The organism is Streptomyces marinisediminis (assembly GCF_026262575.1).
GTDB lineage: Bacteria > Actinomycetota > Actinomycetes > Streptomycetales > Streptomycetaceae > Streptomyces > Streptomyces marinisediminis.
In genome coordinates this window covers 18,228-40,985 of the sequence record NZ_JAPKFL010000013.1, presented here as the reverse complement: position 1 = coordinate 40,985, position 22,758 = coordinate 18,228, and the positions used below count along the sequence as shown (strand labels likewise).

Below are 22,758 nucleotides of genomic sequence, written 5' to 3'. Positions count from 1 at the left end.
GCCGTGATCGCCCTCAACGACACCGTGTTGCGGCTCCTCCTCGCCGCCGTCGTCGTGCTGCCGCTGCTGGGCGCGGTCGCCGCCCTGCTGCCCGCCCCGCCCGGACTGCGCGGCCGCGGCCCCGAGCAGGCCGTGCTGCGGCACGGCGTCACCGTCACCGGCCTCGTCCTCCTCGCCGCGCTCGCGCTCACCGCCGGGTTCGCCCACGACCGCGCCGGCGAGGTGCAGGCGGAGACCGACGTCTCCTGGATCCCGGCCCTGGGCGTCCGCCTCCACCTCGGCGTCGACGGCATCTCGCTGCCCCTGGTCGTCCTCACCGCCCTGCTGACGTTCCTGTGCGCGCTCTACAGCTACCGCAACCCTCCCAAGGGCCCGGCGCCCAGGGCGTTCGTCGCGCTGCTCCTCGTCCTGGAGGCGGGCACGCTCGCCACCTTCACGGCGCTCGACCTGATCCTGTTCTTCCTCGCCTTCGAGACCGTCCTCGTCCCGATGTACTTCCTCATCGCCCGCTGGGGCGGAGCGGGCCGGACCCGGGCGGCGGGGAAGTTCATCGTCTACACCCTGCTCGGCTCCGTGGTGATGCTGCTCGGCCTGCTCCTGCTCGGGCTGCGGGCGGGCACCTTCGACATGGTGGCCCTCGCCGCCGGCCAGGGCGCGGGACTTGGCCGGGCCACGCAGATCACCGCCGTCCTCGCGCTCGGCGTCGGCTTCGCCGTCAAGACGCCGATGTGGCCGCTGCACACCTGGCTGCCCGACGCGCACACCGCCGCCCCCACCGTCGGCTCGGTGCTGCTCGCCGGCGTCCTGCTGAAGATGGGCACCTACGGCCTCGTGCGCATCGTGCTGCCCGCCGCCCCCGAGGGCGCCCGGTTCTTCGCCCCCTACCTCGCCGCCTTCGCCGTCGTCGGCATCCTCTACGGCTCGCTGGCCTGCCTCTTCCTCGTGCGCGACGGCACCGGCGGCGACCTGAAGCGGCTCATCGCCTACTCCTCCGTCGGCCACATGGGCTTCGTGCTGCTGGGCATCGCCACGCTCACCCGCACCGGCGTCAACGGCGCGCTGTTCGCCAACGTCGCCCACGGCCTCGTCACCGGCCTGCTGTTCTTCCTCGTCGGCGCCGTCAAGGAACGCACCGGCTCCACCGAGCTCGACCAGTTCGCCCGGGGCTCGGGCGCCGCGCTCTACGGGCGCGCCCCCCGGCTCGGCGGCCTGCTCGCCTTCGGCGCCGTCGCCTCGCTCGGACTGCCCGGGCTCGCCGGGTTCTGGGGCGAGATGCTGGCCCTGCTGGGCGCCTACCACCCCGCCGACGGGCTCAGCCGCCCCGCGTACCTGGTCTTCCTGGCACTCGGCGCCTTCGGCACCCTCCTCACCGCCGCCTACCTGCTGCTCGTCGTGCGCCGCGTCTGCACGGGCGGACGCGAGACGGCCGCCGCCAAGCTGCCCGACGTGCGCGGGTACGAGTTCGCCGCCTGGACGCCGCTCGTCGTCCTCACCGTCCTGGCCGGACTGTGGCCCGCGCTCCTGCTCGGGCTGACCGACCCGGCCGTGCAGCACCTCCTGCCGGGAGTCAGCCGATGAGACACCCCGTCCTGGCGGCCGCGGGCCCCGTCCAGTCCGTCGACTGGGTGGCCATCGCCCCCGTCGCCGTGCCCGCCGTCGTCGCGCTCGGGCTGCTGGTGGCCGACCTGTTCCTGACCGAGCGCCGCAAGCCGCTGCTGGGCTGGGGCGCCGTCGCCGGACTCGCCCTCGCCCTGCTCGCCCTGCTGCCGCTGACCGGCCGGGAACGCGCCACCTTCTGCCTCACCACCGACGCCACCGCCTGCGGCTACACCGCCGACGGCTTCGCCCTGGCCATCCAGCTCCTGGTGCTGGGCGCCGCGCTGCTCGCCGCGCTGCTGTCGCTGACCACCGTCGCCGACAGCAAGCTGCCGCCCGGCGAGTTCTGGTTCCTGCTGCTCTCCTCCGTCGCGGGCGCCGCGCTGCTGCCCGCCGCGCGGGACCTGGCCACCCTCGTCATCGCGCTGGAGGTGGCCTCGCTACCCCTCTTCGCCCTCATCGCGCTGCGCCGCGGCGACCGGCTGGCCTCCGAGGCCGCGCTGAAGTTCTTCCTCTCCTCGGTGGCCGCCACCGCCGTGACCCTGCTGGGCGTGAGCTTCGTCTACGCCGCCACCGGCAGCCTGCACCTGCGCGGCGTCGCCGAGGGCCTGCGCGACGTCGACCCCGCCCTGTCCGCGCTCGCCCCCGCGGGCGTCGTCCTGACCCTGGCCGGCTTCGCCTTCAAGACGGCCGCGGTGCCGTACCACTTCTGGGTGCCCGAGACCTACGTCGGCGCCCCGGTGCCCGTGGCCGCCTACCTCTCCGTCGTCGGCAAGACCGCCGGGTTCTCCGGGCTCGTCCTGGTCACCGTCTACGCCTTCCCGGCCTACGCGGGCACCTGGGGGCCGGTCCTGGCGGTGCTGGCCGCGCTCACCATGACCGCCGGCAACCTCGCCGCACTGCGCCAGCGCGCCGACGCCGCCCACGGCGCGGTACGGCTGCTGGCCTGGTCCTCCGTCGCCCAGGCGGGCTACCTCCTGGTGCCCATCGCGGCCGCCGCCTACGCCGACGACCCCGGTCGCGCGGTGGGGGCCACCGTCGCCTACGCGCTCATGTACGCCGTGGTCAACCTCGGCGCCTTCGCCGTCGTCCTCCACGTGGGCCGCCCCGGCGCCCGCGTCGCCGACTTCCGCGGCCTGCACGCCGCCCACCCGCTGCTCGCCCTGGCGCTGGGCTTCTTCCTGCTCTGCCTGGCCGGGCTGCCCCCGGGCGTGGTCGGACTCTTCGCCAAGGTGGCCGTCTTCGGCGCGGCCGTGGACGCCGGACTCGGCTGGCTCGCCGTCGTCATGGCCGTCAACGTCGCCATCGGCCTGGTGTACTACCTGCGCTGGACGGCGCTGCTGTTCCGCGCCCCGGACGCCGCCCCGGCACGGCTGCGGCGCGCCGCCCCCCTCACCGCGGCCCTGGCCCTGGCGGCCGTGGCCGGACTCGTCCTGTCCGGCGCCCCCCAGCTCATCCTGCGCTTCGCCTCCGGCTCACTGCTGTAGGCCGCCCCGGGCCGGGGAACCCCAGGCCGTCGCCTCGCGTTGTCCCCGCGGGGAGCGTCCACTGGGAGGTGGAGACACCACCAGAGCAAGGGTTCCCCTGTGGCACCACCGGGAGGGCGCACCGTGCACCGCCGACACAACGGGCTGAGGACGGCCGTGCTCCTGGGCGCCCTGTCCGCGCTGATCGTGGTCGTCGGCTCCCTGTTCGGCCGCACCGGCCTGCTCGTCGCCGTCCTCGTCGCCCTGGGCACCAACGGCTACGCCTACTGGAACAGCGACAAGCTCGCGCTGCGCGCCATGCGGGCCCGGCCGGTCAGCGAGTTCGAGGCCCCCGCGCTCTACCGCATCGTGCGCGAGCTCTCCACCGCCGCCCGGCAGCCCATGCCCCGGCTCTACCTCTCCCCCACGCAGGCCCCCAACGCCTTCGCCACCGGCCGCAACGCGCGGGGCGCCGCCGTCTGCTGCACCGACGGCCTCCTGGGCCTGCTCGACGAGCGCGAGCTGCGCGGCGTCCTCGCGCACGAGCTGAGCCACGTCCACCACCGCGACATCCTCGTCGCCTCCGTCGCCGGGGCGCTGGCCACCGTCGTCGTCCTCCTGGCGAACCTCGCCTGGCTCATCCCGTTCGGCCGCTCCGAGGACGACGAGGGGCCTGGGCTGCTCGGCATGCTCCTGCTCCTGCTGCTCGCCCCCCTCGCGGCGTCCCTGATCCGGCTCGCCGTCAGCCGCTCCCGCGAGTACGAGGCCGACGCCGCCGGCGCCCGGCTCACCGGGGACCCGCTGGCCCTCGCCTCCGCCCTGCGCAAGCTCGACGCGGGCACCCAGCGCCTGCCGCTGCCGACCGAACCGCGCCTGGAGACGGCCAGCCACATGATGATCGCCCACCCCTTCCGGCGCGGCGAGGGCATGGCCGCGCTGTTCTCCACCCACCCCCCGATGGCCGAACGCGTCGCGCGCCTGGAACGGATGGCAGGCTGGCACCCATGAAGACCATTCTGAACATCATCTGGCTGATCTTCAGCGGGTTCTGGCTGTTCCTCGGCTACCTCGCCGCCGGGGTCGTCCTCTGCGTCACGATCATCGGCATCCCGTTCGGCATCGCGTCCTTCCGCATCGGCCGCTACGCCCTGTGGCCCTTCGGCTGGAGCGCCGCCGAACGCCGGAGCGCGGGCGCCGCCAGCCTCGTCGGCAACGTCCTGTGGCTCGTCCTCGCCGGCTGGTGGCTGGCGCTCGCCCACGTCCTCACCGGCCTCGCCCTGTGCGTCACCGTGATCGGCATCCCGCTGGGCATCGCCAACTTCAAGCTGATCCCCGTCTCCCTGACGCCGCTCGGCCGCGAGATCGTCCCCACCGACCGCCCCTTCGCGGCCCGGTGACGCGGTGACCGTCCGCCGCGTCGTCCCCGACGCCCGCACCGACGCCGCCGCCTTCGCCGAGCACCGCGCCTTCTACGGCCTGCTGGGCCTGCGCGAAGTGATGAACATGGGCTGGGTCATGGCGCTCGCCTCGCCCGCCAACCCCACCGCGCAGCTCCTCTTCGCCACCCACGACGCCACGGCCCCCGTCGTCCCCGACCTCAGCATCGAGGTGGACACCGTCGAGACCCTCGCCGCCGTCCACGCCGCCGTCACCGCGTCCGGCGCCGAGATCGTCCACCCGCTGACCGACGAGCCCTGGGGCGTGCGCCGCTTCTTCGCCCGCGACCCCGGCGGCCGCGTCGTCAACGTCCTCGCCCACCTCCCGGCCCCGGACAGCACCGCGCCCACGGCCTGACCTCGACCAACGTCCCACCCCACCCTGCCGACGGCGACCGCGGCGACGGCGACGGTGGCGACGGCGACGGTGACCAGGGAGGCGGTGACCACGCCCGCGTACCGCGCCCCACGCGGAGCGTGGCGCCGCCCGCGGGGCCGCGGAGACCGACCGCGCGCTCCCCGCACGGCGAGCCGGAAACGACGCGCCCGGGACAGCGGAGAGGCGGCACCGCACCCCGTCGCCGCAACGCCGCTCCCACCCATCCCGGACGCTCGTCAGGCAGCCGGGCAGCCGGGCAGCCGGGCAGCCGGGCAGCCGGGCAGCCGGGCAGCCGGGCGGCGTCCGCGCGCTGACCGCGCCGCCCGCCCAGCGGCCTGTCGCGTCCCCCGTACACAGCGGCGCCCCGGCGGCGGACCGTACCGGGGCGCGTCGAGGGTGCCCGGGCGGCAGGGCGGTGCGTCCCCGGGCGGACTCCGCCGGGCGGCGCCGTACACGACGGCGCACCGCGCGCGTCGCACCGCACCCGCCCGGACCGGGACGCGCCCTCAGACGCCCCGCCGGGACTCAGCGGTAGTTGACGAACTGGAGGGCGAAGTCGAAGTCCTTGCCCTTCAGCAGGGCGATGACCTCCTGGAGCGCGTCGCGGCTCTTGGAGCTCACCCGCAGCTCGTCACCCTGCACCTGGGCCTTGACGCCCTTGGGCCCCTCGTCGCGGATCACCTTGGCGACCTTCTTCGCGTTGTCCTGCGAGATCCCCTCCTGCAGCGAGCAGAAGACCTTGTGCTCCTTGCCGGAGGCCTGCGGCTCCCCGGCGTCCAGGGCCTTCAGCGAGATGCCGCGCTTGACCAGCTTGGTCTCGAAGATGTCCAGGACCGCCTTCGCCCGCTCCTCGGAGTTCGCGCGGATCTCGATCTTCTCGCCGGACCAGGCGATGCTGGCGCCCACGCCCTTGAAGTCGTACCGCTGCGAGATCTCCTTGGCGGCCTGGTTGAGCGCGTTGTCGACCTCCTGCCGCTCGACCTTCGAGACGATGTCGAAACTGGAGTCGGCCATCGTGAGTAGGCTCCTCATGCGTAGATCCGGTATGGGACGACGGCCCGCCCGACGGCGTCCGTGCCCCGCCAGCCTAGCCCCGCCCCCCACGCCCCACCGCTGATCAACGGAGTGGCGAACCACCCCCCGCCATCAGGTATGGTTTACCCCGTCGTCGCGGAGCACGCCTCCGGACGGCCCATCCCAGGCGGTGTGCCCGAGCGGCCAAAGGGAGCAGACTGTAAATCTGCCGGCTCAGCCTTCCCAGGTTCGAATCCTGGCGCCGCCACAGGAGTGGAACGGCCCGTACGCAGCGGAGACGCTGGGTACGGGCCGTTCGTCGTTGTGGGGGCTGGGCTGTTCCGGTCGGCCCCGGCCGGGTGGGGTGACGGGGCGTCAGGGTGTCAGGGCGTGGTGGCGGCGACGGCGGTGGGGACGGGGGTGGTGCCGCTGACCAGGTCCAGGGTGAGGCCCGCGGTGCGGGGCTCGTCGAGGAGGGCGACGAGGACGGCGGCGACGTCGTCGCGGGGCACCTCGGCGCGCTCGACGCCGGTGCCGAGCTGGACGCGTCCGGTGCCGGGGTCGTCGGTGAGGCGGCCGGGGCGCAGGATGGTCCAGTCCAGGTCGGTGCGCGCGCGGATGGCGGCGTCGGCGGCGCCCTTCGCGCGCAGGTAGGCGGCGAAGACCTCGCCGGTGCCCGGGGGCGGCTCCTGGTCCACGCGCATCGCCGAGACGACGACGAGCCGCCGCACCCCGGCGCGGGCGGCGGCCTCGGCGAAGAGCTCGGCGGCCGCGCGGTCGACCGTCTCCTTGCGGGCGACGCCGCTGCCGGGGCCCGCGCCGGCCGCGAAGACGGCGGCGTCCGCCCCGGCGAGGTGGGCGGCGACCTCCTGGGCGTCCACCGCCTCCAGGTCGCAGACCACCGGCTCCGCGCCCGCGGCCCGCACCTCGGGCGCGGCCTCCGGGCGGCGGATCAGGCCCACCGCCTCGTCTCCGCGCGCCGTGAGCAGCCGCTCCAGGCGCAGCGCGATCTGACCGTTTCCACCAGCGATGACTGTGCGCATGCCCCGACCGTACGACACCGCGCGGCCCTCACCCCTGCGCCTGGCGGGGCAGGCCGGGCCCGGCGGCGTCCGCGGCGTCGCAGAACTCGCGCACGGCGCTGGTGCGGGCGACGACGCGGCCCCGGTGCAGCACCACCCGGCTGTACCCGAGGGACAGCACGCCCGGCAGCGTCCGCCCGCGCACCGCGAGCAGCTCGGCGGGGAAGCCCGCCTCGACGCGGACGGGCGGCAGCCCCAGCGCGGCGCGGGCGTGGGCGCTGACCGCGGCGTACGCCTCCTGCGGGGCGGTCTCGCCCCGGGAGGCCAGCAGGTAGGCGGCCTCCAGCGGGTCGCCGCGCCCGACGGGGTTCCCGGCGTCGCGCAGGGCGCCGCTGCCCGCCGCGACCTGGACGCCCGCGCCGCGCAGCAGTCGCACCGGCGCGGTCGGCGCCTCCGCCAGCGCGCACCCGCCCTGGGGCAGCGCCACCACGTGCACCCCCGCGTCGGCGAGCTGGTCGGCCAGCCGGGTGGCGACCTCGCGCGGCATGCGGGCCAGGCCGCCGCAGGGGCCGAGGGTGACGCCGGGCCGCAGGCCGCCCGCCATCGCCGCCAGCCGGGACAGCCGTCCGGCGTCGGTGGCGTCGGTGTGCAGGTCGACGGCGCAGCCGTGGTCGGCGGCCAGTCCGAGCACGGTCTCGGTGTAGCCGGAGGGGTCGGGGTCGAGGTCCGGGCAGCCGCCGACGACGCCGGCGCCCATGCCCACGGCGTCGCGCAGCATGGCCCGCGTCTCGGCCCCCGCGACGCCGGTGAGCAGGCGCGGGACGGCGACGACGCCCAGGTCGGTCAGGCCGCGCAGCGCGCGGCGGGCGGCGAGCACGGCCTCCAGGGCGTCCAGCGCGGTGACGTCGCCGATGCGCACGTGGGTGCGGATCGCCGTCGCGCCGTGCCCGAGCTGGAGCAGCGCGGCCTCCGTGGTGCGCCGCTGCACCTCCCGGGGCGCGTAGGAGGGCGGTCCGGCGGTGTCGGCGGTGAGCGCGCTGTCGTGGTGGGCGTGGGGCTCGGCGGGGGCGGGCAGCAGCAGGTAGCCGCGCAGGTCGACGCGGGCGGCGCCGGTGCGGGCGGCGTCGCCGCCCAGGCTGCCCGCGGTGCCGACGGCCTCGATGTGCCCGTCGGCGACCCGCACGTCCACGGTTCTGCCGTCGGCCAGGCACGCGTCGGTGAGCACGAGGGCGCCGCCGCGCGCGGGCGAGGAGGTGCGCGGGCTTTCGGGCGGCTGGCGGTCCGGCATCGGGCTCCCGATCTGGGCACGGGCGGGATCGAGCCGAGCCTAGGACGCCGTCGCGCCACCGCGCCGCGCAGACGACGGGCGCGGGGAAAAGTCGTACCGGTCCGGTGTCGCCGGGGCCCGTGGTGCGGGCGGTGAGCGGGGGGCCGCCGGTGGCGTGGGCGGGCCGGATACGGATTTCACCTTCGGCGGCGGAGCGTGTAATGTCTTCACCGCTCGCCCCAATAGCTCAGTCGGCAGAGCGTCTCCATGGTAAGGAGAAGGTCAACGGTTCGATTCCGTTTTGGGGCTCTGGTGTGCGAGGCCGTCCGCGTTCAGGCGGGGGGCCGTGTACATCGTGGCGGCGTAGCTCAGTCGGTAGAGCAAACGGCTCATAATCGTTGTGTCACCGGTTCAAGTCCGGTCGCCGCTACCACAACCAGTAGCCGATTGTGGGGTCGGTCCTGCGATCGGCTACTCTTTCTGCGTTACATCCCATTCGTTCGCGTCAAGGAGCACTCAACGTGGCTGCCACCGACGTCCGCCCGAAGATCACGCTGGCCTGCGTGGAGTGCAAGGAGCGGAACTACATCACCAAGAAGAACCGGCGGAACAACCCGGACCGCATGGAGATGAAGAAGCACTGCCCGCGCTGCAACGCGCACACGGCGCACCGCGAGACGCGCTGAACCCACAGCTTCGTCGTGGAGGCCGCCCCCGTGTCACGGGGGCGGCCTCCCGTGTTGCCGCCCCCGTGGCGGCTCCCCGCAGGTAGCAGCTAGCAGGCAGCAGGAGGTAGCGGGCCATGGCCCTCGACCAGTCGTTCGTCGGGCGGACCTACCCGCCCACCGCGCCCTACGAGGTCGGCCGGGAGAAGATCCGCGAGTTCGCCGACGCGGTCGGTGACGACCACCCCGCCTACCGCGATCCGCGGGCGGCCCGGGCGCTGGGCCACCCGGACGTCATCGCCCCGCCCACGTTCGTCTTCAGCGTCACCTTCCGGGCGGCCGGCGATGTCATCCACGACCCGCAGCTCGGGCTGGACTACGGCCGCGTCGTCCACGGTGACCAGCGCTTCCGCTACACCCGCCCGGTCACCGCCGGCGACCGGCTCACCGTCACCTCCACGATCGAGTCCATCAAGTCGATGGCCGGCAACGACGTGCTCGACATCCGGGGCGAGGTGCACGACGCCGAGGGCGCGCACGTCGTCACCGCCTGGACGAAGATGGTCGCCCGCGCGGCGGGGAAGGACGCCTGAGATGGCCGCCACGATCGCCTACGCCGACGTCGAGCCCGGCACCGAGCTGCCCGCCCGCACGTTCCCGGTGCGCCGCGAGACGCTCGTGCGCTACGCGGGAGCCTCCGGGGACTTCAACCCGATTCACTGGAACGAGCGGTTCGCCCGCGAGGTGGGCCTGCCGGACGTCATCGCCCACGGCATGTTCACCATGGCCTCCGCCGTCCGCGTCGTCACCGACTGGGTCGGTGACCCCGCCGCCGTCGTCGAGTACGGCGTGCGCTTCACCAAGCCCGTCGTGGTCCCGGACGACGCCGAGGGCGCGCGGATCGAGGTGAGCGCCAAGGTCGCCGCCAAGCTGGACGACGCCGCCCGCACCGTCCGCGTGGACCTCACCGCCACCAGCGCGGGCCGGAAGGTGCTGGGCATGGCCCGCGCCGTGGTCCGGCTCGCCTGAGGCCCGCCGGGCACCCCCGTACCCTTGTGGCCGTGCAGGAACTCCTCGACGCCCCGCTCGCCCCGCTGACCACCTTCCGGCTCGGCGGCCCGGCCGACCGGCTGCTCACCGCGACCACCGACGCCGAGGTCGTCGCCGCCGTGCGCGCGGCCGACACGGCCGGGACGCCGCTGCTGCTCGTCGGCGGCGGCAGCAACCTCGTCGTCGCGGACGACGGCTTCCGCGGCACCGTGCTGCGCGTGGCCACCACCGGCTTCGCGCTGGACGGCACCCACCTGGAGCTGGCCGCGGGCGAGAACTGGTCGGACGCCGTGGCCCGCACCGTGGAGGCCGGGCTCGCGGGCGTCGAGTGCCTGGCGGGCATCCCCGGCTCGGCGGGCGCGACGCCCATCCAGAACGTCGGCGCGTACGGCCAGGAGGTGTCCTCGGTGATCACCGAGGTCGTCGCCTACGACCGCGTCGCGGACGAGACGGTGGCGCTCCCGGCCGCCGCCTGCGGTTTCGGCTACCGGCACAGCCGCTTCAAGGCCGACCCGGGGCGCTTCGTGGTGCTGCGGGTGCGCTGCGCGCTGGAGGACGCCGGGGGGCTCTCGGCGCCGGTGCGCTACGCCGAGACCGCCCGAGCGCTCGGCGTCGCCGTCGGCGAGCGGGTGCCCGCGGCCCGCGCCCGCGAGACCGTGCTCAAGCTGCGCGCGGGCAAGGGCATGGTGCTCGACCCGGAGGACCACGACACCTGGTCGGCCGGCTCCTTCTTCACCAACCCCCAGCTCGACGAGGCCGAGCACGCCGCGTTCCTCGCCCGCGTCGCCGAGCGGCTCGGCCCGGACGCCGTGGCGCCGGCCTGGCCGGCCGGGGCGGGCCGCGTGAAGACCTCCGCCGCCTGGCTCATCGAGCACGCCGGATTCGCCAAGGGGCACGGCAGCGGCCCGGCCCGCATCTCCACCAAGCACACCCTCGCCCTGACCAACCGCGGCACGGCGACGACGGCGGAGCTGCTGGAGCTGGCCCGCGAGGTGCGCGACGGGGTGCGCGCGGCGTTCGGCGTCACCCTGGTCAACGAACCGGTCACGGTCGGCTGCGCGCTGTAGTCCGCCCGGGGGACCCGCCCGGTCCGCCGCGGTTCCGGCGCCCGGTGCGCGCTCCGCGACCGGCGCCGCGCGCACCGCTACGCCGCGAGCCAGGCGTCGACGTCGGCCAGCAGCTCCGCCCGCACCGGCGCGGGCGCGCTCGTCGCGCGGATCGACTGGCGGGCCAGCTCGGCCAGCTCCGCGTCGGTGAAGCCGTGGTGCTCGCGGACCAGCTCGTACTGGGCGGCGAGCCGGGAGCCGAACAGCAGCGGGTCGTCGGCGCCCAGCGCCATCGGCACCCCGGCGTCCCACAGCGTCCGCACCGGCACGTCGGCCGGCTTGTCGTAGACGCCCAGGGCCACGTTGGAGGCCGGGCACACCTCGCACGTCACACCCGCTTCGGCCAGCCGGGCCAGCAGCCGCGGGTCCTCCGCCGCCCGCACCCCGTGCCCGACACGCCCGGCGGACAGGTCGTCCAGGCAGTCCCGCACGCTGGCCGGGCCCGACAGCTCGCCGCCGTGCGGCGCCGCCAGCAGTCCGCCCTGCCGGGCGATGTCGAACGCGCGGTCGAAGTCGCGCGCGAAGCCGCGGCGCTCGTCGTTGGACAGGCCGAACCCCACCACACCCCGGTCGCGGTAGCGCACCGCGAGCCGGGCGAGCGTGCGCGCGTCCAGCGGGTGCTTCATCCGGTTGGCCGCGACGAGCACGCGGATCGGCAGGCCGGTGTCGCGCTGGGCGCGGTCCACGGCGTCCAGGATGACCTCCAGCGCCGGGATCAGGCCGCCCAGCCGGGGCGCGTAGGAGGTCGGGTCGACCTGGATCTCCAGCCACCGCGAGCCGTCGCGCACGTCCTCCTCGGCCGCCTCGCGCACCAGGCGCTGGATGTCCTCCGGCGAGCGCAGGCAGGAGCGGGCCATGTCGTACAGCCGCTGGAAGCGGAACCAGCCGCGCTCATCGGTCGCCCGCAGCTTCGGCGGCCGGCCGCCGCGCAGGGCGTCCGGCAGGTGCACGCCGTACTTGTCGGCCAGCTCCAGCAGGGTGCTGGAGCGCATCGAACCGGTGAAGTGCAGGTGCAGATGGGCCTTGGGCAGCAGACGGACATCACGCGCGCGTTCCATCCCAAGATCCTGCCGCACCCGCGCCCCGCCGGGAAGCGGCTTTCGGCGAATCCCCCACCGAACGGGCGCGAGGCGGGCCCCGGACCGGCCGGGACCCGCCTCGCGGGGACGCCTGGGCGTGGCTACGGGAGCGTCAGTCCCGCGCCTCGGCCAGCAGCTTCTGGATGCGCGAGACGCCCTCGGCCAAGTCCTCGTCGCCCAGGGCGTAGGACAGCCGCAGGTACCCCGGCGTGCCGAACGCCTCCCCGGGGACGACGGCGACCTCGGCTTCCTCCAGGATCAGCGCCGCCAGCTCCACCGTGTCGGCCGGACGCCTGCCCCGGATCTCCTTGCCCAGCAGCGCCTTCACCGAGGGGTAGGCGTAGAACGCGCCCTCCGGCTCCGGGCAGACCACGCCGTCGATCTCGTTCAGCATGCGCACGATCGTGCGACGGCGCCGGTCGAAGGCCTCCTTCATCCGCTCCACCGCCGTCAGGTCCCCGGAGACGGCGGCCAGCGCGGCGGCCTGCGCGACGTTGCTCACGTTGGACGTGGCGTGCGACTGGAGGTTCGTGGCCGCCTTCACCACGTCCTTCGGGCCGATGACCCAGCCCACGCGCCAGCCCGTCATGGCGTACGTCTTCGCCACGCCGTTGACGATCACGCAGCGGTCGGCGAGCTCGGGGACGACGACGGGCAGCGAGGCGAACTCGGCGTCGCCGTAGACCAGGTGCTCGTAGATCTCGTCCGTCATCACCCACAGGCCGTGCTCGGCGGCCCAGCGGCCCACCGCCTCGACCTGCTCGCGGCTGTAGACGGCGCCGGTCGGGTTGGAGGGCGAGACGAACAGCAGCACCTTCGTGCGCTCGGTGCGCGCGGCCTCGAGCTGTTCGACGGTGACCCGGTACCCCGTGGTCTCGTCCGCGACGACCGGCACCGGCACCCCGCCGGCGAGCTTGATCGACTCCGGGTACGTCGTCCAGTACGGCGCCGGGACGATGACCTCGTCCCCCGGGTCCAGCATGGCGGCGAACGCCTCGTAGATCGCCTGCTTGCCGCCGTTGGTGACCAGCACGTTCGCCGCCTCGACCCGGTAGCCGGAGTCGCGCAGCGTCTTCTCCGCGATCGCCGCCTTCAGCTCCGGCAGCCCACCGGCCGGGGTGTACCGGTGGAACTTCGGGTTCCGGCACGCCTCGACCGCCGCCTCGACGATGTAGTCCGGCGTCGGGAAGTCGGGCTCGCCCGCGCCGAAGCCGATCACCGGCCGACCGGCCGCCTTGAGCGCCTTCGCCTTGGCGTCGACGGCGAGCGTCGCGGACTCGGAGATCGCGCCGACGCGGGCGGACACGCGGTTGCCGGTGGGTGCGGTGGGGGACTGGTCGGAGGGGTGTGCAGCAGTCATAGGTGGCATCGTCGCAGACTCGTCGGGGCCCGCACACAGCGGTTTCGCCGTGCGGGAGGGCGTTTTCGCGGGGCGCGACGACGCCTACCCACACCGATGTGGAAGTGAACCTGTTCGACGTTATGGCGACGAGCACGTACACTCGTCCCTCGTTGGCCCTCATCCACGGCAACCCGGCCGCCACTTAGCGCAGCGGCGGGGATGCGGTAGGTTGAGGAACGGCAAAGGGTCGTAGCTCAATTGGTAGAGCACTGGTCTCCAAAACCAGCGGTTGGGGGTTCAAGTCCCTCCGGCCCTGCTCACGCATCTTCACCCCATAGGATGGTGCGTGCAGGCGTACGTACTGAAATGCACCGCCGTGCGGCCGGGCCGGACGTCGCACGGCCTCGACCCCGGATCAGGTGAGGACAAGTGGCGGAGATCACGGATACTGCCGAGGTCCCCGAGCCCGGGGGTTCCTCGGATGACCGCAAGCCGCGGCGCGGGGGGAAGCGCGGCAAGAAGGGTCCGCTGGGCCGACTGGGGCTCTTCTACCGTCAGATCGTCGCGGAGCTGCGCAAGGTCGTCTGGCCTACGCGGCAGCAGCTCATCACGTACACGATCGTGGTGATCATCTTCGTGCTCGTCATGATCGGTTTCATCTTCGTGATTGACTTCGGGTTCAGCGAGGCCGTGAAGTTCGTCTTCGGCTGATCAGGCTGACGCCGATCACTGAGCCCGTGTGTTCGACCCCCATAAAGCCAGGAAGAAGCAGCTACCGTGTCTGACCCGAACCTGAACGACGCCGTCGACCCCGCCCAGGGCGGTGAGACCGCGCTCGGCCCCGCCGAGTCGGCGGCAGACGACAGCGTCGAGCAGGCCACCGAAGCTGCCGGTGCCGCACCGGCCGCCGAGGCCGACGCGGACGCTTCCGCCACCCCCGCCGAAGACGCCGCCGAGGGCTCGGCAGAGCCTGCGGAACCGGTGACGGCCGGGACGGAGCCCGAGGCCGCCGACGCGGCGGCGGGCGAGGCCGGTGAGGACGCCGAGGCCGAGCAGGCCGAGGAGGAGCCGGTCGACCCGGTCGCCGCGCTCCGCGACGAGCTGCGCCACCAGCCCGGCGAGTGGTACGTCATCCACACCTACGCGGGCTACGAGAACCGGGTGAAGACCAACCTGGAGCAGCGCGCCGTCTCGCTGAACGTCGAGGACTACATCTTCCAGGCCGAGGTGCCGCAGGAAGAGGTCGCGCAGATCAAGAACGGCGAGCGCCGCACCGTCCGGCAGAACAAGCTGCCCAGCTACGTGCTCGTCCGCATGGAGCTGACCAACGAGTCCTGGGGCGTCGTCCGCAACACCCCCGGCGTCACCGGCTTCGTCGGCAACGCCTACGACCCCTACCCGCTGACGCTGGACGAGGTCGTCAAGATGCTGGCCCCCGAGGCCGAGGCGAAGGCCGCCAAGGAGGCCGCCGACGCCGAGGGCCGCCCGGCGCCCAGCCGCAAGGTGGAGGTCCAGGTCCTGGACTTCGAGGTCGGCGACTCGGTCACCGTCACCGACGGCCCCTTCGCCACGCTCCAGGCCACGATCAACGAGATCAACGCCGACTCCAAGAAGGTCAAGGGCCTGGTGGAGATCTTCGGCCGCGAGACCCCGGTCGAGCTCAGCTTCGACCAGATCCAGAAGAACTGACCCACGAGCCGGACGCCGTCGCCGTGACGCCGTGAGCCCCCCGCCCCCGCGGGGGGCTTCGCGCTGTCCTGCGGCCCCGTCGGGAGCCGCGCGACCGATTCCGTTTAGGACCTGGGCGCGGTATTCGCTATCGTGGTGCGGTATGCCTCCATCCGGATGACGGATGGCGGGCGAAACACTCTCACTCAAGACCCGGAGAGAGCATGCCTCCCAAGAAGAAGAAGGTCACGGGGCTGATCAAGCTCCAGATCCAGGCCGGTGCCGCGAACCCGGCCCCGCCGGTCGGCCCCGCGCTGGGCCAGCACGGCGTCAACATCATGGAGTTCTGCAAGGCCTACAACGCCGCGACCGAGTCGCAGCGCGGCTGGGTCATCCCGGTGGAGATCACGGTCTACGAGGACCGCTCCTTCACCTTCATCACCAAGACGCCGCCGGCCGCCAAGATGATCCTCAAGGCCGCGGGCGTGGAGAAGGGCTCCGGCGAGCCGCACACCAAGAAGGTCGCCAAGATCACGCGCGACCAGGTGCGGGAGATCGCCACCACCAAGATGCCCGACCTCAACGCCAACGACCTGGACGCCGCCGAGAAGATCATCGCCGGCACCGCCCGCTCCATGGGCGTCACGGTCGAGGGCTGAACCCCAGCCGCACCAGCTACTCCGTGGGAGGGCCAGGCGCTGGCCCAGCAACCACGGCTCCACACCTGAACAACAGGAGCTCGAAGTGAAGCGCAGCAAGTCTCTCCGCAGCGCGGACGCCAAGGTCGACCGGGCGCGGCTCTACGCCCCCCTGGAGGCCGTGCGTCTGGCGAAGGAGACCTCCGCCACCAAGTTCGACGCGACCGTCGAGGTGGCCTTCCGCCTGGGTGTCGACCCGCGCAAGGCCGACCAGATGGTCCGCGGCACCGTGAACCTCCCGCACGGCACCGGTAAGACCGCCCGGGTCCTGGTCTTCGCGACCGGTGACCGTGCTGCGGCGGCGGAGGCCGCGGGCGCCGACATCGTCGGCGCCGACGAACTGATCGACGAGATCTCCAAGGGCAACCGCCTGAACGAGTTCGACGCCGTCGTCGCGACCCCGGACCTCATGGGCAAGGTCGGCCGCCTGGGCCGCGTGCTCGGTCCGCGCGGTCTGATGCCGAACCCGAAGACCGGCACCGTCACCCCCGACGTGGCCAAGGCCGTCTCCGAGATCAAGGGCGGCAAGATCGAGTTCCGCGTCGACAAGCACGCCAACCTGCACTTCATCATCGGCAAGGTGTCCTTCGGTGAGCAGGAGCTGGTGGAGAACTACGGCGCCGCCCTCGAAGAGGTCATGCGGCTGAAGCCGTCCGCGGCGAAGGGCCGGTACATCAAGAAGGCCACCATCACCACCACGATGGGCCCCGGCATCCCCGTCGACGGCAACCGCACCCGCAACCTCATGGTGGAGGACGAGGCCGCCTGAGCCGTCCGACGGCCCCGTCCGGGCCGTCGGAGTCCCCGCACACCACCCGCAGGTCCCCGCTCCGGAGAGCGGGGACCTGCGGCGTTCCCGCCGGCACCCGGCCACCGTCCGGGGCGCCTGCGCACGGTGGGCCGCCGACTCCCCGGCGAGGCCCTGGAGGGGGGCTCCGGGTGCGGTGGTCGCGCCTCCGGCCGCCCTGGCCGTTCGGGGCGCGACGCCGACGCCGTGGCCGCGAGCCCGTCCGCCGCGGTGGCGCCTCCGGGCGTCCTGTGTCCGGGCGCGGCGCCGGCGTGCGGGTGGTCGCGACTCCGGTGGTGGGGTGTGACGTCCGGGCGTTCCGGTCGCGACGCCGGGCGTCGTGGCCCCGCGCCCCCGGGCGGCGCTCTGCCGGGCCCGGAGAGGCTGCCGGGACTGGAGGGCGGTGGGGCCGCTGGACGGCTCTGGGCGCCGCTCCTCGTGCTCCCGCCCCCGGGGCCCGGCTCGGGCGTCCGTCGCGGCCCGTGGGCGGTGCCCCCCCCCGCGTCTCAGCCGACGGCCCCGGGGCTCGCCGGCCCCGGGTCCGTGCGGCCGGTGTCCGTCGGCCCGGGGCTGTCGCCCCGCCCGTGCCCCGGGTGGTGCGGGCGTCCCGGGCGGGGCCGGGTGGCCGGGTCCGGGGCGGGGTGATTTGCCTGGCTGGTGCGCGGGGCCGTAAGCTGTCGCGGTAGCCAAAGACCGCTGGTCGTTGCTGTGCGCCGGGAACGGTGCTCAGCGGCCTAAGGATTCGCTTTCGAGCGGACGGCCCGTGCAGGCACGCAAGGTCATTACTCCCCCCGGGCGCGAGCCCGAGCGGTCGAGTCACGTCCCGTGCGCCTGCGCGCCGGGACGTTTTCGTTTGTCCGCGCAGTCCTTCTTTGTGTGCCCGATGGGGCGGTCCGGCGCGACGAGGCCGGTCGGCAGACCGGCCAGGACCACAACACCCGGAAGGAGGCGCGAGGCTCATGGCGACGCCTGACAAGGTCGCAGCCGTTGAGGAGATGACGGGCAAGTTCCGCAACTCCAACGCCGCTGTGGTCACCGCGTACACCGGCCTTTCCGTGGCACAGCTCAAGGAGCTGCGCCGCTCGCTCGGTGACAACGCCCAGTACCGTGTGGTGAAGAACACGCTGACGAAGATCGCGGCCCAGGAGGCCGGGGTCAGCACGCTCGACGAGTTCCTCGTGGGCTCGACGGCCGTCACCTTCGTGACCGGTGACCCGGTCGAGGCGGCGAAAAGCCTGCGTGACTTCGCCAAGGACAACCCCGCGCTCGTCATCAAGGGCGGCGTCCTCGACGGCAGGGCGCTCTCCGCGGACGAGATCAAGAAGCTTGCGGACCTCGAGTCCCGCGAGGTGCTGCTCGCCAAGCTGGCCGGTGGCATGAAGGCGTCCATGGCCAAGGCCGCGGCGACCTTCCAGGCCCCGCTCACGAAGTTCGTCCGCACCGCGGACGCCCTTCGCGACAAGGTCGAGCAGGGCGGTGCCGACACGTCGGCTCCCGCCGAGGCCGCGGAGTAACCACCGCGGTCCAGCGGGCCGGTACGCCCGCCTTTGAAGTACGAAACCCCGGCACCCGCCGAACGATGTGGAAGGACGCCACCATGGCGAAGCTGAGCCAGGACGAGCTGCTCGCGCAGTTCGAGGAGATGACCCTGATCGAGCTCTCCGACTTCGTGAAGAAGTTCGAGGAGAAGTTCGACGTCGAGGCCGCCGCCCCGGCCGCCGTCGCCGTCGCGGCCCCGGGCCAGGGTGGCGGCGCCGCCCCGGCCGAGGAGGAGCAGGACGAGTTCGACGTCATCCTCACCGGCGCGGGCGACAAGAAGATCCAGGTCATCAAGGTCGTGCGCGAGCTGACCTCGCTGGGTCTGAAGGAGGCCAAGGACCTCGTCGACGGCACCCCGAAGCCGGTGCTGGAGAAGGTCAACAAGGAGGCCGCGGACAAGGCCAAGGAGTCCCTCGAGGGCGCCGGCGCCTCCGTCGAGGTCAAGTGACCTGCTGAACCCCGCGGGGGCCTGCCCGACCGTGCCCGTCACGGCCGGACGCGGCCTCCGCCGCCGAGGGCGATCACCCAACCGGGTGGTCGCCTTTCGGCGTTCCGCAGTGCCACGACCGGGTGATCTCATGGGTTACCCGCTGGTCACCTCGTCCGCGCGCGGGGCGGTCTCCTTGCCTTCCCGGCGTGCGCAGGTAGGGTGATCACCGATGTCCGGCCGGGTGCCGCGTGACTGCCGGGGACCCGCGGCCGGGGCGTCCGAGGCGAAGCGCGGTGCCGGTGCGGGGCCTTGACGAACGGCACGCGGCGCGCGATTCTCAGGGGCGCCGTGCCGGTCGGGGGCGAGGCGGCCCCAAGGTTCGGCAGAGCACGCAGGCATGGATTCGCAGCGAAGTGGGAAGCCTTGCCGCAGGCACTGAGAGACACGAAGAGACAACCGAGGAAGAGACGTTCCCGGAGGGAGAGAGAGGCCCTGCGCCGATCTCCGGATTTCCGCTCTGGACATCAGTGGGCCATGTGGCTACACTGACCCTTTGCGCTGCCTATTAGCTGCTCCCTGCCCGTCACCAGGGGCACCGGTATGCGCGTAGTGAGTCCGAGCCCTCGGAAGGACCCCCTCTTGGCCGCCTCGCGCAACGCCTCGACCGTCAATTCGAACAACGGCGCCAGCACCGCACCGCTGCGTATCTCCTTCGCGAAGATCAAGGAGCCCCTCGGGGTTCCCAACCTTCTCGCGCTCCAAACCGAGAGCTTCGACTGGCTGCTCGGCAACGAGGCCTGGAAGGCGCGGGTCGAGGCTGCGCTGGACCGCGGGGAGGACGTCCCCACCAAGTCCGGTCTGGAGGAGATCTTCGAGGAGATCTCCCCGATCGAGGACTTCTCCGGCTCGATGTCGCTGACCTTCCGCGACCACCGCTTCGAGCCCCCGAAGAACTCCATCGACGAGTGCAAGGAGCGTGACTTCACCTACGCCGCTCCGCTCTTCGTCACGGCCGAGTTCACCAACAACGAGACCGGCGAGATCAAGTCCCAGACGGTCTTCATGGGCGACTTCCCGCTCATGACCAACAAGGGCACCTTCGTCATCAACGGCACCGAGCGTGTCGTGGTCTCCCAGCTCGTGCGCTCGCCGGGCGTCTACTTCGACAGCGCGCTGGACAAGACCTCCGACAAGGACATCTTCTCCGCCAAGGTCATCCCCTCCCGCGGTGCCTGGCTGGAGATGGAGATCGACAAGCGCGACATGGTCGGCGTGCGCATCGACCGCAAGCGCAAGCAGTCGGTCACCGTGCTGCTCAAGGCCCTGGGCTGGACGAACGACCAGATCCTGGAGGAGTTCGGCCAGTACGAGTCCATGCGCGCCACCCTGGAGAAGGACCACACCCAGGGCCAGGACGACGCGCTGCTGGACATCTACCGCAAGCTGCGTCCGGGCGAGCCGCCGACCAAGGAGGCCGCCCAGACCCTGCTGGAGAACCTCTACTTCAACCCCAAGCGCTACGACCTGGCCAAGGTCGGCCGGTACAAGATCAACAAGAAGCTCGGCGGTGACGAGCCGCTGAACTCCGGCGTGCTCACCAACGCCGACATCATCGCCACGATCAAGTACCTGGTGAAGCTGCACGCGGGCGAGACGGAGACGGTCAGCGCCGAGGGCGACGAGATCGTCGTCGAGACCGACGACATCGACCACTTCGGCAACCGCCGCCTGCGCAACGTCGGCGAGCTCATCCAGAACCAGGTGCGCACCGGCCTGGCCCGTATGGAGCGGGTCGTGCGCGAGCGCATGACCACGCAGGACGTCGAGGCGATCACGCCGCAGACGCTGATCAACATCCGGCCGGTCGTCGCCTCCATCAAGGAGTTCTTCGGCACCAGCCAGCTCTCGCAGTTCATGGACCAGACGAACCCGCTGTCGGGCCTGACCCACAAGCGCCGCCTGTCGGCGCTGGGCCCGGGCGGTCTGTCCCGTGAGCGGGCCGGCTTCGAGGTCCGTGACGTGCACCCCTCGCACTACGGCCGCATGTGCCCGATCGAGACGCCGGAAGGCCCGAACATCGGTCTGATCGGCTCGCTCGCCTCCTACGGCCGCGTCAACGCGTTCGGCTTCGTGGAGACGCCCTACCGCAAGGTGATCGACGGCGTCGTCACCGACGAGGCGCACTACCTGACGGCCGACGAGGAGGACCGCTTCGTCATCGCCCAGGCCAACGCGCCGCTGACCGAGGACATGCACTTCGCCGAGGGCCGCGTCCTGGTGCGCCGCCGCGGCGGCGAGGTCGACTACGTCACCGGCACCGAGGTCGACTACATGGACGTCTCGCCGCGCCAGATGGTGTCGGTGGCCACGGCCATGATCCCCTTCCTGGAGCACGACGACGCCAACCGCGCGCTCATGGGCTCCAACATGATGCGCCAGGCGGTGCCGCTGCTGAAGGCGGAGGCCCCGCTGGTGGGCACCGGCATGGAGTACCGCTCCGCGGTCGACGCCGGCGACGTCATCAAGGCCGAGAAGGACGGTGTCGTCCAGGAGGTCTCCGCCGACTACGTCACGGTGGCCAACGACGACGGCACGTACACCACCTACCGCGTCGCGAAGTTCTACCGCTCCAACCAGGGCACCTCCTTCAACCAGAAGGTGCTCGTGGACGAGGGCGCCCGCGTCGTGGAGGGCCAGGTGCTGGCCGACGGGCCGTCCACCGAGGCCGGTGAGATGGCGCTCGGCAAGAACCTGCTCGTGGCGTTCATGCCCTGGGAGGGCTACAACTACGAGGACGCGATCATCCTCTCGCAGCGGCTGGTGCAGGACGACGTCCTCTCCTCGATCCACATCGAGGAGCACGAGGTCGACGCCCGGGACACCAAGCTCGGCCCGGAGGAGATCACCCGGGACATCCCGAACGTCTCCGAGGAGGTCCTCGCCGACCTCGACGAGCGCGGCATCATCCGCATCGGTGCCGAGGTCGAGGCCGGGGACATCCTGGTCGGCAAGGTCACCCCGAAGGGCGAGACGGAGCTGACCCCGGAGGAGCGCCTGCTGCGCGCGATCTTCGGCGAGAAGGCCCGCGAGGTCCGCGACACCTCCCTGAAGGTGCCGCACGGCGAGACCGGCAAGGTCATCGGCGTGCGCGTCTTCGACCGCGAGGAGGGCGACGAGCTGCCCCCGGGCGTGAACCAGCTCGTCCGCGTCTACGTGGCCCAGAAGCGCAAGATCACCGACGGTGACAAGCTCGCCGGCCGCCACGGCAACAAGGGCGTCATCTCCAAGATCCTGCCGGTCGAGGACATGCCGTTCACCGAGGACGGCACGCCGGTCGACGTCATCCTCAACCCGCTCGGCGTCCCGTCCCGGATGAACCCGGGCCAGGTCCTGGAGATCCACCTGGGCTGGCTCGCCTCCCAGGGTTGGAAGGTCGAGGGCAGCGAGGAGTGGATGGAGCGCCTCAAGGCCATCGGCGCCGACGAGGTCGCCCCGGGCACCAACGTCGCCACCCCGGTTTTCGACGGCGCCCGCGAGGACGAGCTGACGGGTCTGTTCGAGCACGCCCTGCCCAACCGCGACGGCGACCGCGTGGTGCTGCCGTCCGGCAAGGCCCGGCTGTTCGACGGCCGCTCCGGCGAGCCGTTCCCGGACCCGATCTCCATCGGCTACATGTACATCCTCAAGCTGCACCACCTGGTGGACGACAAGCTGCACGCCCGCTCCACCGGCCCGTACAGCATGATCACCCAGCAGCCGCTGGGTGGTAAGGCCCAGTTCGGTGGCCAGCGCTTCGGCGAGATGGAGGTGTGGGCCCTGGAGGCCTACGGCGCCGCCTACGCCCTCCAGGAGCTGCTGACCATCAAGTCCGACGACGTGACCGGCCGCGTGAAGGTCTACGAGGCCATCGTCAAGGGCGAGAACATCCCGGAGCCCGGCATCCCCGAGTCCTTCAAGGTGCTTATCAAGGAGATGCAGTCGCTCTGCCTCAACGTGGAGGTGCTGTCCTCGGACGGCATGTCGATCGAGATGCGCGACACCGACGAGGACGTCTTCCGCGCGGCGGAGGAGCTCGGTATCGACCTGTCCCGGCGCGAGCCGAGCAGCGTCGAAGAGGTCTGACGGGTGGCCGGGGGCCGTCGCACCACGGCGGCCCCCGGCACTCCCCGGACCCCCGTTCAGACCACAATTGACACGACCCTGAGAGGGATTGA

Annotated in this window: 21 protein-coding genes and 4 tRNA genes; 20 read left to right on the top strand and 5 right to left on the bottom strand. The window is 72.7% G+C overall.

The annotated features are described in order from the left end of the window. The first annotated feature begins 3 nt into the window (after window positions 1-3). From OSB71_RS12630 to OSB71_RS12610, 5 genes are all read left to right on the top strand, one after another. Window positions 4-1,578, top strand: a complete 1,575-nt coding sequence (locus tag OSB71_RS12630) for a complex I subunit 4 family protein (protein ID WP_265947622.1) — start codon at window positions 4-6, stop codon at window positions 1,576-1,578. Then, complete coding sequence (locus OSB71_RS12625) at window positions 1,575-3,083, top strand: NADH-quinone oxidoreductase subunit N (protein ID WP_265947620.1); 1,509 nt, start codon at window positions 1,575-1,577, stop codon at window positions 3,081-3,083. The genes OSB71_RS12630 and OSB71_RS12625 overlap by 4 nt, the downstream gene beginning before the upstream one ends. Before the next feature lie 123 nt (window positions 3,084-3,206). Continuing rightward, window positions 3,207-4,070 (top strand): zinc metalloprotease HtpX, encoded by an 864-nt coding sequence (htpX, locus tag OSB71_RS12620; RefSeq protein ID WP_265947618.1) that lies wholly within the window; start codon window positions 3,207-3,209, stop codon window positions 4,068-4,070. Continuing rightward, window positions 4,067-4,459 (top strand): YccF domain-containing protein, encoded by a 393-nt coding sequence (locus tag OSB71_RS12615; protein WP_265947616.1) that lies wholly within the window; start codon window positions 4,067-4,069, stop codon window positions 4,457-4,459. The genes htpX and OSB71_RS12615 overlap by 4 nt, the downstream gene beginning before the upstream one ends. A gap of 4 nt (window positions 4,460-4,463) precedes the next feature. Next, window positions 4,464-4,856 (top strand): VOC family protein, encoded by a 393-nt coding sequence (locus tag OSB71_RS12610; protein WP_265947614.1) that lies wholly within the window; start codon window positions 4,464-4,466, stop codon window positions 4,854-4,856. A gap of 546 nt (window positions 4,857-5,402) precedes the next feature. Here the strand turns inward: OSB71_RS12610 and OSB71_RS12605 are convergent. Beyond that, window positions 5,403-5,891 (bottom strand): YajQ family cyclic di-GMP-binding protein, encoded by a 489-nt coding sequence (locus OSB71_RS12605; RefSeq protein ID WP_265947612.1) that lies wholly within the window; start codon window positions 5,889-5,891, stop codon window positions 5,403-5,405. 186 nt (window positions 5,892-6,077) lie between these two features. Between OSB71_RS12605 and OSB71_RS12600 the strand changes: the two genes are divergently transcribed. Beyond that, window positions 6,078-6,159: transfer RNA gene (locus tag OSB71_RS12600), tRNA-Tyr, on the top strand. 115 nt (window positions 6,160-6,274) lie between these two features. Here the strand turns inward: OSB71_RS12600 and OSB71_RS12595 are convergent. Then, complete coding sequence (locus tag OSB71_RS12595; RefSeq protein ID WP_265947610.1) at window positions 6,275-6,934, bottom strand: NAD(P)H-binding protein; 660 nt, start codon at window positions 6,932-6,934, stop codon at window positions 6,275-6,277. A 28-nt stretch (window positions 6,935-6,962) separates the two neighbouring features. Then, window positions 6,963-8,201: an amidohydrolase family protein gene (locus OSB71_RS12590; RefSeq protein WP_265947608.1), complete on the bottom strand. Its 1,239-nt coding sequence runs from the start codon at window positions 8,199-8,201 to the stop codon at window positions 6,963-6,965. 215 nt (window positions 8,202-8,416) lie between these two features. On the opposite strand from OSB71_RS12590, the gene OSB71_RS12585 reads away from it, so the two are divergent. The 6 genes from OSB71_RS12585 to OSB71_RS12560 all read left to right on the top strand — a co-directional run bounded on the left by OSB71_RS12585 (window position 8,417) and on the right by OSB71_RS12560 (window position 10,962). Further along, window positions 8,417-8,489: transfer RNA gene (locus tag OSB71_RS12585), tRNA-Thr, on the top strand. Between the two features lie 48 nt (window positions 8,490-8,537). Then, window positions 8,538-8,613, top strand: a tRNA-Met gene (locus OSB71_RS12580). Between the two features lie 88 nt (window positions 8,614-8,701). Continuing rightward, window positions 8,702-8,866, top strand: coding sequence for a 50S ribosomal protein L33 (gene rpmG, locus OSB71_RS12575; protein ID WP_018834916.1), 165 nt, complete (start codon window positions 8,702-8,704; stop codon window positions 8,864-8,866). 116 nt (window positions 8,867-8,982) lie between these two features. Further along, window positions 8,983-9,438, top strand: coding sequence for a MaoC family dehydratase N-terminal domain-containing protein (locus OSB71_RS12570; RefSeq protein WP_265947604.1), 456 nt, complete (start codon window positions 8,983-8,985; stop codon window positions 9,436-9,438). Between the two features lies 1 nt (window position 9,439). Then, on the top strand, window positions 9,440-9,874 hold the full coding sequence (locus OSB71_RS12565; protein WP_265947602.1) for a MaoC family dehydratase: 435 nt from the start codon (window positions 9,440-9,442) through the stop codon (window positions 9,872-9,874). Between the two features lie 32 nt (window positions 9,875-9,906). Beyond that, complete coding sequence (locus tag OSB71_RS12560; protein ID WP_265947600.1) at window positions 9,907-10,962, top strand: UDP-N-acetylmuramate dehydrogenase; 1,056 nt, start codon at window positions 9,907-9,909, stop codon at window positions 10,960-10,962. Window positions 10,963-11,039: 77 nt separating this feature from the next. On the opposite strand, the gene OSB71_RS12555 is transcribed toward OSB71_RS12560, so the two are convergent. After that, window positions 11,040-12,059 carry an adenosine deaminase gene (locus OSB71_RS12555; protein WP_265947597.1) on the bottom strand — a complete coding sequence of 340 codons (1,020 nt, stop codon included), beginning with the start codon at window positions 12,057-12,059 and terminating at the stop codon, window positions 11,040-11,042. Window positions 12,060-12,192: 133 nt separating this feature from the next. After that, window positions 12,193-13,440 carry a pyridoxal phosphate-dependent aminotransferase gene (locus OSB71_RS12550; protein ID WP_265947595.1) on the bottom strand — a complete coding sequence of 416 codons (1,248 nt, stop codon included), beginning with the start codon at window positions 13,438-13,440 and terminating at the stop codon, window positions 12,193-12,195. 225 nt (window positions 13,441-13,665) lie between these two features. Between OSB71_RS12550 and OSB71_RS12545 the strand changes: the two genes are divergently transcribed. The 8 genes from OSB71_RS12545 to rpoB all read left to right on the top strand — a co-directional run bounded on the left by OSB71_RS12545 (window position 13,666) and on the right by rpoB (window position 22,666). Then, a tRNA-Trp gene (locus OSB71_RS12545) sits at window positions 13,666-13,738 on the top strand. A gap of 113 nt (window positions 13,739-13,851) precedes the next feature. Beyond that, window positions 13,852-14,133, top strand: coding sequence for a preprotein translocase subunit SecE (gene secE, locus OSB71_RS12540; protein WP_265947593.1), 282 nt, complete (start codon window positions 13,852-13,854; stop codon window positions 14,131-14,133). Between the two features lie 66 nt (window positions 14,134-14,199). After that, a complete protein-coding gene (nusG, locus tag OSB71_RS12535) occupies window positions 14,200-15,111 on the top strand; it encodes a transcription termination/antitermination protein NusG (RefSeq protein WP_265947591.1) in 912 nt (303 codons plus the stop codon). A 203-nt stretch (window positions 15,112-15,314) separates the two neighbouring features. After that, window positions 15,315-15,749, top strand: a complete 435-nt coding sequence (gene rplK, locus OSB71_RS12530; RefSeq protein WP_219091031.1) for a 50S ribosomal protein L11 — start codon at window positions 15,315-15,317, stop codon at window positions 15,747-15,749. Window positions 15,750-15,834: 85 nt separating this feature from the next. Next, window positions 15,835-16,557 carry a 50S ribosomal protein L1 gene (gene rplA, locus OSB71_RS12525; protein WP_265947589.1) on the top strand — a complete coding sequence of 241 codons (723 nt, stop codon included), beginning with the start codon at window positions 15,835-15,837 and terminating at the stop codon, window positions 16,555-16,557. Between the two features lie 977 nt (window positions 16,558-17,534). Then, window positions 17,535-18,089, top strand: a complete 555-nt coding sequence (gene rplJ / locus OSB71_RS12520) for a 50S ribosomal protein L10 (RefSeq protein ID WP_265947586.1) — start codon at window positions 17,535-17,537, stop codon at window positions 18,087-18,089. Window positions 18,090-18,172: 83 nt separating this feature from the next. Continuing rightward, window positions 18,173-18,562: a 50S ribosomal protein L7/L12 gene (gene rplL / locus OSB71_RS12515; RefSeq protein ID WP_265947585.1), complete on the top strand. Its 390-nt coding sequence runs from the start codon at window positions 18,173-18,175 to the stop codon at window positions 18,560-18,562. Window positions 18,563-19,183: 621 nt separating this feature from the next. After that, a complete protein-coding gene (gene rpoB / locus OSB71_RS12510) occupies window positions 19,184-22,666 on the top strand; it encodes a DNA-directed RNA polymerase subunit beta (protein ID WP_265947583.1) in 3,483 nt (1,160 codons plus the stop codon). Window positions 22,667-22,758: the final 92 nt, after the last annotated feature.